The 12,790-nt window shown below is 71.2% G+C and carries 10 protein-coding genes; 2 read left to right on the forward strand and 8 right to left on the reverse strand.

The features are described from left to right. Nucleotides 1-512 precede the first annotated feature (512 nt). Both ACWDSL_RS47330 and ahcY read right to left on the reverse strand, forming a co-directional pair. A complete protein-coding gene (locus ACWDSL_RS47330; RefSeq protein ID WP_450495176.1) occupies nucleotides 513-1,160 on the reverse strand; it encodes a hypothetical protein in 648 nt (215 codons plus the stop codon). A 142-nt stretch (nucleotides 1,161-1,302) separates the two neighbouring features. Beyond that, complete coding sequence (ahcY, locus tag ACWDSL_RS47335) at nucleotides 1,303-2,760, reverse strand: adenosylhomocysteinase (RefSeq protein WP_450495178.1); 1,458 nt, start codon at nucleotides 2,758-2,760, stop codon at nucleotides 1,303-1,305. 406 nt (nucleotides 2,761-3,166) lie between these two features. On the opposite strand from ahcY, the gene ACWDSL_RS47340 reads away from it, so the two are divergent. Next, entirely contained in the window at nucleotides 3,167-5,311 is a 2,145-nt protein-coding gene (locus tag ACWDSL_RS47340) for a fructose-specific PTS transporter subunit EIIC (RefSeq protein WP_450495180.1), read from the forward strand. A 684-nt stretch (nucleotides 5,312-5,995) separates the two neighbouring features. On the opposite strand, the gene ACWDSL_RS47345 is transcribed toward ACWDSL_RS47340, so the two are convergent. The 6 genes from ACWDSL_RS47345 to ACWDSL_RS47370 form a co-directional block, all read right to left on the reverse strand. Then, nucleotides 5,996-6,919: a cation diffusion facilitator family transporter gene (locus ACWDSL_RS47345; RefSeq protein WP_450495181.1), complete on the reverse strand. Its 924-nt coding sequence runs from the start codon at nucleotides 6,917-6,919 to the stop codon at nucleotides 5,996-5,998. 95 nt (nucleotides 6,920-7,014) lie between these two features. Then, nucleotides 7,015-8,220 carry a mannose-6-phosphate isomerase, class I gene (gene manA, locus ACWDSL_RS47350; protein WP_450495183.1) on the reverse strand — a complete coding sequence of 402 codons (1,206 nt, stop codon included), beginning with the start codon at nucleotides 8,218-8,220 and terminating at the stop codon, nucleotides 7,015-7,017. A 46-nt stretch (nucleotides 8,221-8,266) separates the two neighbouring features. Further along, nucleotides 8,267-9,490 carry an SIS domain-containing protein gene (locus ACWDSL_RS47355; RefSeq protein ID WP_450495185.1) on the reverse strand — a complete coding sequence of 408 codons (1,224 nt, stop codon included), beginning with the start codon at nucleotides 9,488-9,490 and terminating at the stop codon, nucleotides 8,267-8,269. A gap of 93 nt (nucleotides 9,491-9,583) precedes the next feature. Beyond that, nucleotides 9,584-9,766, reverse strand: a complete 183-nt coding sequence (locus tag ACWDSL_RS47360; RefSeq protein ID WP_450495187.1) for a Trm112 family protein — start codon at nucleotides 9,764-9,766, stop codon at nucleotides 9,584-9,586. A gap of 110 nt (nucleotides 9,767-9,876) precedes the next feature. After that, entirely contained in the window at nucleotides 9,877-11,235 is a 1,359-nt protein-coding gene (locus ACWDSL_RS47365; RefSeq protein ID WP_450495188.1) for a phosphomannomutase/phosphoglucomutase, read from the reverse strand. A 208-nt stretch (nucleotides 11,236-11,443) separates the two neighbouring features. Continuing rightward, nucleotides 11,444-11,878 (reverse strand): DUF3499 domain-containing protein, encoded by a 435-nt coding sequence (locus tag ACWDSL_RS47370; RefSeq protein WP_450495189.1) that lies wholly within the window; start codon nucleotides 11,876-11,878, stop codon nucleotides 11,444-11,446. A gap of 401 nt (nucleotides 11,879-12,279) precedes the next feature. Here ACWDSL_RS47370 and ACWDSL_RS47375 point away from each other — a divergent pair, with 401 nt between their 5' ends. Beyond that, nucleotides 12,280-12,675: a metallopeptidase family protein gene (locus ACWDSL_RS47375; RefSeq protein WP_450495190.1), complete on the forward strand. Its 396-nt coding sequence runs from the start codon at nucleotides 12,280-12,282 to the stop codon at nucleotides 12,673-12,675. Nucleotides 12,676-12,790: the final 115 nt, after the last annotated feature.

The following is a 12,790-nucleotide window of genomic DNA, read 5'->3' on the forward strand; positions in this document are numbered from 1 at the left end:
CTGTTGAGTTCTCAAGGAACGGACGCTTCCTTCGAAACCGTTTCACCGGTTTCTCCGGGCGCTTCCCTTCGGTGTTTCCAACCTTACCAGATCCGTTTTCCGGTCCGTTTCCGATCCGAATTTCATTTCTGATGGCCGTTGGAGTGGCCTTTGCCTTTCGGCTGTTTCGACTTTAGCAGACCCGCATCGGCCGACCTAATCGGCTTCGCGATTCCCTACAGGATCGAAGTGCCTCGCTCGAATCGGAATTCAGAGCCGAGGCGATCTTGGTGCTAACGGTTGTCCACGAGCAAACCCTGCTCGCCGCAACCGTTAAAACCTACCTCCCCCAACAGCCCCTGTCAAGGGGTTTGGGTGAGATGAGCACAGTAGCAGGTCAGAGAGGGGCGATGCACAGTGCGCCACGCGTGGTGAGCGGTGTGTCGACCCGGTGGCTCGACGTCCGAGCGACGTCTCGACCGTCCATGTGAAGCAACCAACGACTGCCTTTGTAACTCCGCAGGAGGCGGCGGTCAAGCATCCGGATCAGGGAGGGGCGCGGAGAAGGCGGAGAAGGACGACGGTGGGCTCTCAAGCTCCTCGAGCTCGATGCCGGGCGCCGCCAGCACCACGTCACCCGCGATATGGACCGAGTGTTGCTCCCCCGTGTCGAGAGCGGTGACCCGGTATTCGTCCACGGTCAGCGGGCCGGTGTCGGTCGGGTGTGCCGACCTGTCCAGCAGGGCCCAGGACTGGTCGAGGGTGCGAGGCGCGAGGACGGGGGCGGTGAGGGCGACGAGGCGGACTCGGGTGGCGGGGGCGCCCGGGGTGAGGCGTAGCAGGCGGGCCGTGGCGATCAGGAAGGCCGGCGAGGAGCCGGTGAAGGCATGGGCGGCGACATTGCCCTCGGTCGCGTGTTCTCCGGACGGGTCGGTACGGACCCAGGTGACGCCGTCCAGCGCCGCGCCGCGGACACGCCAGCTCGCGGCGTTCAGTTCCAGGCGGAGGGGACGGCCGAGTTCGTCGAGGGTGAGGTCCACGGAGCCGCTGTGATCGCCGGAGGGGGAGGTGAGCTGGGCGACATAGCGCCAGCCGGTGGGGCCGGGCGCGCAGTGGAAGTGTTCCTCGCCGAGCGGGGTGTGATCGTGTGGGTCGTGGAGGGAGTAGCGGCCGCGGGGCATGGGCTTGGTCCTTGAACGTGCGAAGGCCCGCCCGGCCTGACCGGCCTGGGCGGGCCCTGGTGCCTGGGCCCCCGCCGAGGCGGGGGCCGGCTACCGGCTGCTGGTGCGATCAGTGGCTGATCGGCGAGCGATCAGCGGGTGATCAGTAGCGGTAGTGGTCGGGCTTGTACGGGCCCTCGACCGGGACGCCGATGTAGGCGGCCTGCTCCGGGCGGAGCGTGGTCAGCTTGACGCCGAGGGCGTCGAGGTGGAGCCGGGCGACCTTCTCGTCCAGGTGCTTGGGCAGCACATAGACGTCGGTCGGGTAGGACTCCGGCTTGGTGAAGAGCTCGATCTGGGCGATGGTCTGGTTCGCGAAGGAGTTGGACATCACGAACGACGGGTGACCGGTCGCGTTGCCCAGGTTCAGCAGGCGGCCCTCGGACAGCACGATGATCACCTTGCCGTCGGCGAACGTCCAGGTGTGGACCTGCGGCTTGACCTCGTCCTTGACGATGCCGGGGAGCTCGGCGAGACCGGCCATGTCGATCTCGTTGTCGAAGTGGCCGATGTTCCCGACGATCGCCTGGTGCTTCATCTTGGCCATGTCGGAGGCCATGATGATGTCCTTGTTGCCGGTCGTGGTGATGAAGATGTCCGCGGTCTCGACCACGTCGTCCAGGGTGGCGACCTGGTAGCCGTCCATCGCCGCCTGAAGCGCGCAGATGGGGTCGATCTCGGTGATGATGACCCGGGCGCCCTGGCCGCGCAGCGACTCGGCGCAGCCCTTGCCCACGTCACCGTAGCCGCAGATGACCGCGACCTTGCCGCCGATCAGCACGTCGGTGGCGCGGTTGATGCCGTCGACCAGGGAGTGGCGGCAGCCGTACTTGTTGTCGAACTTCGACTTGGTGACGGCGTCGTTCACGTTGATCGCCGGGAAGAGCAGCGTCCCGTCCCGGTGCATCTCGTACAGACGGTGGACGCCGGTGGTGGTCTCCTCGGTCACGCCGCGGATCTCCGAGGCGAGCTGCGTCCACTTCTGCGGGCTCTCCGCGAGGGTGCGGTTCAGCAGCTCCAGGATGACGCGGTGCTCCTCGTTCTCCGCGGTGGAGACGTCCGGGGCGGCGCCGGCCTTCTCGTACTCGACGCCCTTGTGGACCAGGAGGGTGGCGTCGCCGCCGTCGTCCAGGATCATGTTCGGACCGCCGGTGGCGGTGCCCGGCCAGGTCAGCGCCTGCTCCGTGCACCACCAGTACTCCTCCAGGGTCTCGCCCTTCCAGGCGAAGACCGGGATGCCCTGCGGGTCCTCGGGGGTGCCGTTCGGGCCGACGGCGATCGCGGCCGCCGCGTGGTCCTGGGTGGAGAAGATGTTGCAGGAGGCCCAGCGGACCTGCGCGCCGAGCGCGGCCAGGGTCTCGATCAGGACCGCGGTCTGCACCGTCATGTGCAGCGAGCCGGTGATCCGGGCGCCCGCGAGCGGCTGGCCGGCCGCGTACTCCTCGCGGATCGCCATCAGGCCGGGCATCTCGTGCTCGGCGAGGGTGATCTCCTTGCGGCCGAAGGCGGCCAGGGACAGGTCGGCGACCTTGAAGTCCTGACCGGAGACGGCATTCGTCATGTGCTGCTCCTCATGGATCGGTATCGAGCGAGAGTGGTTCGGCTGGGCATGCGACAGCGGTCCCTCGGCGCCGTGGTCATACGGACACACGGGTCCCCTGTTCGCAGTGCGCAGTCCGTCGGAGGCCCTCTCTCCCTCGGCCGGTCCGCGGGGCGGACCGCCCGACCGCCATCAGCAGCGACGTCTGGCTCGGTCACGAATCTACACCGATCGGCGCAGCGAACCCCAGTCGATGACTGCTTTCTTCAGCCTGTGGACGCTTTCTTCGGCCGGTTCGCCGTCTCTGCCCTGCCGACCTGGGTTTTGTTCCGGTCCGGACCTCTTGCGGGATGCGTTCGGCGCGGGGACCCTTGCACCTTCTCGCGCTCGCTCAACCCGTTGTAGCCCGTTGCAGAAGGAGAACCACGTGACCAGTCCAGCCGATCCCCCCAATGGCGCGGGGGCCAGCGGACCAGGGCTCAAGCTGCTCGCCGTGACCGCCTGCCCGACCGGCATCGCGCATACCTATATGGCCGCGGAAAAGCTGGCCCAAGCGGCGGAATCGCTGGGGCACGCCATGAAGGTGGAGACACAAGGCTCGATCGGGGCCGAGAATGTACTGTCTGACAACGATGTCAGAGACGCGGACGGCATCATCATCGCCGCCGACAAGGACGTCGACCGCAGCCGGTTCGTCGGCAAGAGGGTGCTGGTCGTCGGCGTCGCGGAGGGCATCCACCACCCCGAGCGGCTGATCGAGCAGGTCCGCAGCGCTCCGGTGTACGACGGGGACGGCTCCGCCGCGGGCCGTCCGGGTGCGGGCGGCGGTGGCGCGGCGGGCTCCGCCGGCGGCGGTGGCGGCAAGGGGCGCAGCGTCACGTACAAGGCCCTGATGAACGGCGTGTCGTACATGATCCCGTTCGTCGTGGTGGGCGGGCTGCTGATCGCGGTCTCGCTCGCGCTGGGCGGAGATACGACGCCCAAGGGGATCGTCATCCCCGACGACTCCTTCTGGAAGTCCGTCAACGACATCGGTGTGATCGGCTTCCAGCTGATGGTCCCGATCCTCTCCGGCTATATCGCCTATGCGATCGCCGACCGGCCCGCGCTGGTGCCCGGCATGGTCGGCGGCTGGATCGCGGCGCACGGCGAGCTGTACGACAGCGAGGCGGGCGCCGGGTTCATCGGCGCGATCATCACCGGCTTCCTGGCCGGTTATCTGGTGCGCTGGATCAAGATGGTCAAGGTCCCCAAGTTCGTCCAGCCGATCATGCCGATCATCGTGATCCCGATCGTGGCGACCTCGGCGCTCGGGCTGTTCTTCATCTATGTGCTCGGCGAGCCGATCGCGTGGGTCTTCGAGCACCTCACCGACTGGCTCGGCGGGCTGACCGGCACCAGCGCGGCGCTGCTCGGCACGATCCTCGGCCTGATGATCGCGTTCGACATGGGCGGTCCGGTCAACAAGACCGCCTTCCTCTTCGGCGCCGGCCTGGTCTCCAAGAACCCCGAGGTCATGGGCATGTGCGCGGCGGCCATCCCGGTCCCGCCGCTGGGCCAGGGGCTGGCCACCCTCATCCGCCGCCGGATGTTCGACGACCAGGAGCGGGAGACCGGTCTGGCCGCGCTGTTCATGGGCTTCTTCGGGATCACCGAGGGCGCCATCCCGTTCGCGGCGGCACGCCCGGCGCGGGTCATCCCGGCGAACATGCTCGGCGGCGCGGTCGCCGGTGCGGTGGCGGGGCTGGCGTCGGTCGAGGACAACGTGCCGCACGGTGGTCCGATCGTGGCGCTGCTCGGTGCGGTCGACGGGGTGCCGATGTTCTTCGTCGCCGTCGTGATCGGTACGGCGGCTACGGCGCTCACGACCATCGCGCTGATGTCGCTCGGTGGGGGTGCGGGTGGGGGTGCGGGTGCGGGTGACGGTGAGGCTTCGGGGCCTGGCGCGGCGGCCGGCGGCGCCGGGGGGCCCGGGCCGGTGCGTGAGCCGGCGCTGGTGGGGGTTGCGGCGGAGGGGGCGGGCGCGGGTGCGGCTGCTTCTGTGGCTGGGTCTGCCTCGTCTGCTTCTGCGGCTTCTGCGGCTGTGTCCGAGGGGGCTTCGGCAGAGCGGGCGGATCAGGTGCTGTCCGGGTATCTGACCGAGCAGACCGTACGGGAGCGGCTGGCGGCTGACGGCAAAGAGGCCGCCATACGCGAGATGGCCGAACTGCTGGCCACCTCCGGCAAGGTCGCCGATGCGGCGGAGCTGGTCCGGGCGGCGCTTGCCCGCGAGGAGCAGGGTACGACCGGCCTCGGCGAGGAGATCGCGATCCCGCATGCCAAGACGGACGCGGTGACCGAGCCCGTCGTCGGCTTCGCCCGGTCGCCGGAAGGCATCGAGTGGGGTGCGCTGGACGGCACGAAGGCCAAGCTGGTGTTCATGATCGCGGTGCCGGAGGCGGCGGCGGGCGATGAGCACTTGCGGATCCTGGCGCTGCTCTCGCGGAAGCTGATGAGTGCGGAGTTCCGGGAGCGGCTGCTGGAGGCGGCGGACGAGGCGGCGATCCTGCGGGTGCTCGGCGAGATCGAGTAGCGGGGGTGGGATGGGGGCTGGGGCGGGTTCGCCCCAGCCGCCCCCTGACCCGCCCCCTGCCGCAGGTTTCCCGGTTTCCGATCTGGGGCTGTCCTGCGGGGCCTGAGCCCCGTGGGGCATTGCGCCGGGCCCCGCAGGCCCCGCGCTGTGCCGGGGCCGACCGCTGGCCCCGGCCGAAGCCGCGCCCCCAAAGCCGCGATGGCCCGTGCCAGGCCAGCGGACGCGAGGGCCCCTGCCGGGCCGAGGGCCACGAGGGCCTAATCGGGCCGCGACCCGCGAGAGCCCGCCTCCGGACCCGGCCGAAGTCACGCCCCGAAGGCCGAAGGCCGCGATGGCCCGTGCCGGGCCGAGATCCACGAGGACGCGCACCTGTGCAGGAGAGCAAGGGCCCCTGTTAGCCCGAGGGCCCGTGCTGGGCCAGCAGACTCGAGAACGCGCGCCTGGGCCAGGGCCCGAGGGGCCGCCTCCGGGCCCGGCACGAGGCTGCGCCCCGAAGGCCGAAGGCCGCATCGGCGCTCGCCGGGCCGGGAGCGCAAGGGCCCGTGCCGGGCCGGGAACGCGAGGGCGTACATCGGGCCGAGATCCGCGAAGCCCGTACCGGGCCAACGGACGCGCACCCGGGCGAGAGCCCATGCCGGGCGGCGGCCGCGCGGGGTCGCGCCGCGCCGGGCGGGCTTGTGCCTGTTACGCCGAGGTCGTGGTGCGCAGGATGTCCGGTTCCAGGTAGATCACGCGGGCGATGGGGACCGCCTCGCGGACGCGGGCCTCCGCCGCGTCGATCGCGCGGGCGACCTCTGCCGCCGTGTCGTCGTGCTGGACGGCGACCTTGGCTGCGACCAGAAGCTCCTCGGGGCCCAGGTGGAGCGTGCGCATGTGGATCAGGCCGGTGACCGTCTCGCCGTCCACCAGGGCCTCGCGGATCTTGGCGACCTGGTCCGCGTCCGCGGCCTCGCCGAGCAGCAGGGACTTCGTCTCGGCGGCCAGTACGAGGGCGATCAGGACCAGCAGCACGCCGATGCAGACGGTGCCGATGCCGTCCCATACGCCGTCGCCGGTGAGCAGCGACAGGCCGACACCGCCGAGCGCGAGCACCAGGCCGACCAGGGCGCCGAGGTCCTCGAGCAGGACGACCGGCAGCTCGGGGGCCTTGGCCCGGCGTACGAACTGCGACCAGGTCAGCTTGCCGCGGACCTCGTTCGACTCCTTGATGGCCGTACGGAACGAGAAGCCCTCCGCGATGATCGCGAAGACGAGAACGCCGACCGGCCAGTACCAGTTCTCCACGTCGTGCGGGTGCTTGATCTTCTCGTAGCCCTCGTAGAGGGCGAAGACGCCGCCGATGGTGAACAGGACGATGGAGACCAGGAAGCCGTAGATGTAGCGCTCGCGGCCGTAGCCGAAGGGGTGCTCCGGGGTCGCCTCGCGTTTGGCCTTCTTGCCGCCGAGCAGCAGCAGGCCCTGGTTGCCGGAGTCGGCGATCGAGTGCACGCCCTCGGCGAGCATCGACGACGAGCCGCTGAACGCGAACGCCACGAACTTGGCTACGGCGATGGCCAGGTTGGCGCCCAGCGCGGCAACAATCGCCTTGGTTCCGCCTGATGCACTCATTTTGTGCCGAATATCCCTTCCGTCGCACGGCAGCTTTGCCGTTGCTTTACTGCGTACGGCGGGCCATTGTTGCAGCCCCGCCGAGCGGCGGTGCGTCAGGCGGCGACTGTGGCCCGGAACACAGTGCCGGGGCCGGACAGCGCCACGGCCTCGCCCGCCGGGACGAAGGCCGACTCCCCCTGTGCCAGCCGCAGCTCGGTCCCGTCCACGCCCGTGCCGCGCAGCACCGCCGTTCCCGCGGCGCACAGCAGGATCTGGGGCGTACGGGAGGGCAGCGGGCGTGGGCCGGTGCCCTCGGCCAGGACGTAGCGCGAGAGCCGGAACTCGTCGATCGGGGTGGTGTACACCTCCTCGCCGGAGGAATCCGCCTCGGGGCGGAGCACACCGGGTGCCTCGCTCTCGAAGCGGACGATACGCAGCAGTTCGGGGACGTCGATGTGCTTGGGGGTCAGTCCGCACCGCAGCACATTGTCGGAGTTGGCCATGATCTCGACGCCGAGGCCGTCAAGATAGGCGTGCGGCACGCCCGCGCCCAGGTAAAGCGCCTCGCCCGGCTGCAGTTGTACGTAGTTGAGGAGCATCGCGGCGATCACGCCGGGGTCGCCCGGGTAGTGCCGGGCGATGGAGGCGTACGCGCGGTACGCGGGGGCGTGCGGGCCGTCCTGCGCGCCGAGCCGTTCGGCGGCGGCAGCGGCCTGGTGGACGGTGTCCGCGATCGCCTCGCGGTCGGCGGCCAGTACGGCGGTGAGCACTTCGCGCAGCGCGTGGGACTCGGGGTGGGCGTGCAGGACGTCCACATACGGCTTGAGCGAGTCCACCTCAAGGGCGGCCAGCAGCCCGGCGGCCTCGTCGGCGTCACGGAAGCCGCACAGCCCGTCGAAGGGCGTGAGCGCGCATATGAGTTCGGGCTTGTGGTTGGCGTCCTTGTAGTTGCGGTGAGCGGCGTCGACGGGGACGCCGCGCGCCTCCTCGTCCGCGAAGCCCGCCTCGGCCTGGGCCAGGTCCGGGTGCACCTGCAGCGAGAGCGGCGAGGCGGCGGCGAGCACCTTGAACAGGAACGGCAGCCGCGGCCCGAAGTGGCCTACGGCGTCCGGGCCGAGTTCGCCCTCCGGGTCGGCGGCGATCACGTCGGAGAGGGCCACCGGGCCCTCTCCGCGGTCGACGCGGGACGGCGCCCCGGGGTGCGCCCCCATCCACAGCTCGGCCTGCGGCTCACCCGTCGGCTCCGCGCCCAGCAGCTCGGGGATGGCGGTGGCGGAGCCCCAGGCGTAGGGGCGGACGGTGTTGACGAGGCGGTCCATAGGGTGCGGTTCCTGACTGTACGTACGGAAGGACGGGATTACTCCGTCATGATCTCTCCGTCGAGGCGAGCGCCAGGTAAACGGCGGTGAAATCCGTGATGGCGAGGAGCTCTGCCGCGTTCTCCAGCACACCGCCCCCGCCCGGTTCGAGCTCGCTGAGCGCGGTGTCGTGGGCGAGCGCGAGCTCCCGGGCGGTCGGTACGGCCGAGAGGGCGCTGACTTGTTCGTCGTACAAGAGCACAACCCTGGCCCGCAGCGCCTCCGCCTCCTCCACCCGGTCGCGGAAGAAGTCGTCCGGGTCGGCGCCGCCGGCCAGCGATCCGGCCAGCAGCGTGCCGTGGGCGGCGAGCGCCCCGGGCAGCTCGGCGACGAGCGCGGGGCGCCCGGCGAGCAGCGCGAGCAGGCTCGCGAAGCGCCGCCCGGCGGCCGCCGCGACCGGCCCTTCGGTCCACAGCAGCGGCAGCGAACCGGCGAGCTCGGCGGCCAGAGCCTTGGCAGGGTTGGTGTAGGTGGCGATGGCCGGGCCGCAGCGCTCGGCGACCTGGTCCAGCCGGTCGGCCACCTGCTGCAGCACGCTGGGCGGGGCGGCCACCAGGCCGATGCGGTCGACGAGGACCAGCAGCGGCGTGAGCAGCCCCCACAGGGTGCCCGGCAGCGCGGGCCCCGTCACCTCGTCCGGCGCCGTGCCCGTCGGCTCGGCGTGCTGCCCTTCGGCCTGCGGGGTTCCGGCGGGAGCGGGCGGCGCCGTGTCGTACGGCGCCGAGTTGTTGGTGTACGGGCCGGTGGCCAGCGGGACCATCAGCCCGCGCGCCTGCTCGACGGCGCCCGCCAGCGGGGAGTCCGCGGGCGCGACCGCCACGATCGAGCAGCCCCGCCGGTACGCATGCTCGACCAGCGGCGGAAGCCCCGGCTCCGCGCCGTCCGGTGTGACGAACAGCAGCAGGTCCAGCGGGCCGGCCCAGCCGGGCAGCGTCCAGCGCAGCGCGCCCGGGGCGGGCGCCACGCCCGTCGGCGCGATCAGGCTGACCGGGCAGTTGTTGCCGCTGAGGGCGCCGAGGAGGTCGGCGGTGCAGCTCCCCGCCGCGCCCGGGCCGGCGACCAGCACGGAGCGCGGCCTGCCGTCCGGCTTGAGGTCGGCGACCCCCGCCTCGGCGGCGTACCGGGCCGCGGTACGCACCCGGGCGCCGGATTCCGCGGCCCCTCGCAGCAGCCCGCGAACATCCGCGCGGGCGAGGGCTTCGGGGGCGTCGAGGAGGGATTCGTCGAGCATGGTGCTTCGGCCTCCGATCGCCGTGGGCGGTGCGGTGCGGTCCGGGGCGGTACGGTCCGGGGCGGTGCAGTCCGGGAACTGCGCGGGACGGCGTCAGGCCGGGCGGCGCGCCTCGTCGACGAGCAGCACGGGGATGTCGTCCCGGACCGGGTAGGCGAGGCCGCACCCCTCGCCCGTGCACACCAGCTCGGGCGTCTCCGGACTCTCTTCCTCGCGCAGCGGTGCGTGACACGCCGGGCAGGCGAGGATGTCCAGCAGACCGGCTTCGAGCGGCATGGGGCGTCGTCCCTTCGGTTTGAGTCCAGCGCAGTCAGCGTACCGCCGGGGAGGGAGCGGGGCGCCCCCTCCCCTTCAGACGCCCGTTCAGACGCCCCTTGAGGGGCTCCTCAGGCGCGGACCACGGCCAGGACCTCGTCGCGGACGCGGGCGACGGTTTCCGCGTCGCGCGCCTCCACGTTGAGGCGCAGCAGCGGCTCGGTGTTGGAGGGGCGGAGGTTGAACCACCAGTCGGCGGCCGTCACCGTCAGCCCGTCCAGCTCGTCCAGCTCGACGTCGTCGCGCCCCTGGTACGCGGCCCTGACCGCGGTCATGCGTCCGGCCTGGTCGTCCACGACGCTGTTGATCTCGCCGGAGGCGGCATACCGGTCGTACGCGGCGACCAGCTGCGACAGCGGGCGGTCCTGCTCGCCGAGCGCGGCCAGGACGTGGAGGGCGGCCAGCATGCCGGTGTCGGCGTTCCAGAAGTCGCGGAAGTAGTAGTGCGCGGAGTGCTCGCCGCCGAAGATCGCGCCGGTGCGGGCCATCTCGGCCTTGATGAACGAGTGCCCGACGCGGGTGCGGACCGGGGTGCCGCCCTGCTCCTTGACGACCTCGGGCACCGACCACGAGGTGATGCAGTTGTGGATGACCGTTCCGCCCGGGTGCTTGGCCAGCTCGCGGGCGGCCACCAGGGCGGTGATCGCGGACGGGGAGACCGGCTCGCCGCGCTCGTCGACGACGAAGCAGCGGTCGGCGTCGCCGTCGAAGGCGAGGCCGAGGTCGGCGCCGGTCTCGCGGACGCGCGCCTGGAGGTCGACGATGTTCTTGGGGTCGAGCGGGTTGGCCTCGTGGTTGGGGAAGGTGCCGTCCAGCTCGAAGTACATCGGGTCCAGCTCGACGGGGAGCCCGGTGAAGACGGTGGGGACGGTGTGGCCGCCCATGCCGTTGCCGGCGTCGACGACGGCCTTGAGACGGCGGATGCCGGTGAGGTCGACGAGCGAGCGCAGATGGGCGGCGTAGTCGTCGAGTACGTCCCGCTGGGTGATCGTGCCGCGGTCGGCGACCGGGTCGGGCGCGCTGCCCGCGATCCACTCCTCGACCAGGGCGCGGATGTCGGCGAGCCCGCTGTCCTGGCCGATGGGGGCGGCGCCCGCGCGGCACAGTTTGATGCCGTTGTACTGGGCGGGGTTGTGGCTGGCCGTGAACATCGCACCGGGCAGGTCGAGGTGGCCGCTGGCGAAGTAGAGCTGGTCGGTGGAGCACAGTCCGATCTCGGTCACATCCGCGCCGAGCGCGGCGGCCCCGGTCGCGAAGGCCCGCGACAGACCGGGCGACGAGGGGCGCATGTCATGGCCGACGACGATCGCACGCGCGCCGGTCACCCGGGCGAAGGCGGCGCCGAACAGCTCGGCGAGCGGCTCGTTCAACTGGTCCGGGACCACACCGCGCACGTCGTACGCCTTCACGATCTGCGACAAGTCGGTCACAGCAGTCCCTTCTGGAGGTCTCTACTTCCGCAGGTCTCTACGTTCTGCGGATTCAGGGCCTCTTGGCGGCCTCTGGGGTTCAAAACCTACCCGCAGGACCTGGGGAGCAACTGTGAGGTCCGTCGTGCGGCGCGCTCGGGGCGGCGTACGGCTATGGCGTACGGCAGGACGCCGGGAGAGACGGGAAGGGAGAAAGCCAGGGGAAGACTCAGGAGTCGGGTGAGCGCAGGACCCTCAGGTGGCCACGGCGGGAGACCTCGCGCGGATCGCCCTCCCGGCCGCCCTGCCCCGGGCCCGACGGTCCGCCGGGCGGGCGCTCATGGGGGCGGGCCGCCTCGCGTACGGCGTTGGCGAGGGCTTCCAGGTCGTCACCGCTGGGGCGGGGCGGGCCGGTGTCGAGGGCGAGCCTGACGACCTCCCAGCCGCGCGGGGCGGTCAGCCGCTCCGAGTGCTCGGAGCACAGGTCGTAGCAGTGCGGCTCGGCATAGGTGGCGAGAGGCCCGAGGACCGCGGTCGAGTCCGCGTAGACGTACGTCAGCGTCGCGACGGCGGGGCGGCCGCACGCGGTGCGCGAACAGCGACGTACAGGGCTCACGACGTTGGACGGTACCGCACTCTTGAGCGGGCCGCGACGACTCTCCACCAGCTCACTCCGCCGTGTCGTCACGGTTCGCCCCGTGCGTCCCGATCCGTGAACATCGACGCTGACCAGCGCGGACTCAGACGGGCACGATGACCGGTACGGACGAATCCGGTCACTGCTCGATCCGATATAGATCATCTTGCGCAAGATAGCCGACCAAAGAGGAGACCGTTTTGGGGCGGAAGGATGGCCGGAATGTTCATCCGGCGACATGAGTGGCGCCTGCGCGTAGCGACGCAAAAGGCGGTACGGGAGGAGCGTCGACGCGGGTAGCGGACGCGCTGTCTGGTAAGGGCGTACTCAGGTGCCGGTGACAGCTACCCTCATGAGTGATGACCAGGCCCGTACCACCCCACCAGTCCGAGCCGCGCCCGCGCCGCCGCGATCGGCACGGGCGTGGGATGCGCGGTCCGATCGCGCCGCCGCAGGTACCGCTCGCGGTCAGCCGCGCGGAGTCCTTCCTCGACCTCGTCCAGGAGTCCGCGGAGCGGCTGGAGCGACGCTGGCCCCAGCTGTCCGGCGTCGACTTCGCCGTGCTCGAGGTGCCCACCATGAGCGGGCCCGGCGGCCCGGACGGCTGGGACGGCTGGGACGGCGAATCCGTGCCGCTCGGCCGGTTCATCGCCGCGCGCGGCGACAGCCCGGACCGCATCGTGATCTACCGCCGCCCGGTCGAGATCCGCGCCAAGACCCGGGACGAGCGCGCGCTGCTCGTCCACGAGGTCGTCGTCGAGCAGGTCGCCGAGCTGCTGGGGCTCGCCCCGGAGCTGGTGGACCCGCGCTACGGACAGGACTAGCCGGCGCCGGGTGGTCCGGCAGCTCGATTTGTGGTGAGTTCGGGACAGCGCGCCCCCCCCCCCACCCGCGTGGGGGTCGCCGCACCCCACCCCTTATAAAACTATTACCGAGGTT

The sequence above is a fragment of the Streptomyces sp. NPDC000941 genome (genome assembly GCF_053599555.1).

Bases quoted from the DNA above. Each gene is read 5' to 3' on its own strand.
- ACWDSL_RS47330 (WP_450495176.1), bottom strand. From the start codon at position 1,160: ATGCCCCGCGGCCGCTACTCCCTCCACGACCCACACGATCACACCCCG.
- ahcY (WP_450495178.1), bottom strand. From the start codon at position 2,760: ATGACGAATGCCGTCTCCGGTCAGGACTTCAAGGTCGCCGACCTGTCC.
- ACWDSL_RS47345 (WP_450495181.1), bottom strand. From the start codon at position 6,919: ATGAGTGCATCAGGCGGAACCAAGGCGATTGTTGCCGCGCTGGGCGCC.
- manA (WP_450495183.1), bottom strand. From the start codon at position 8,220: ATGGACCGCCTCGTCAACACCGTCCGCCCCTACGCCTGGGGCTCCGCC.
- ACWDSL_RS47355 (WP_450495185.1), bottom strand. From the start codon at position 9,490: ATGCTCGACGAATCCCTCCTCGACGCCCCCGAAGCCCTCGCCCGCGCG.
- ACWDSL_RS47360 (WP_450495187.1), bottom strand. From the start codon at position 9,766: ATGCCGCTCGAAGCCGGTCTGCTGGACATCCTCGCCTGCCCGGCGTGT.
- ACWDSL_RS47375 (WP_450495190.1), top strand. From the start codon at position 12,280: ATGCGCGGTCCGATCGCGCCGCCGCAGGTACCGCTCGCGGTCAGCCGC.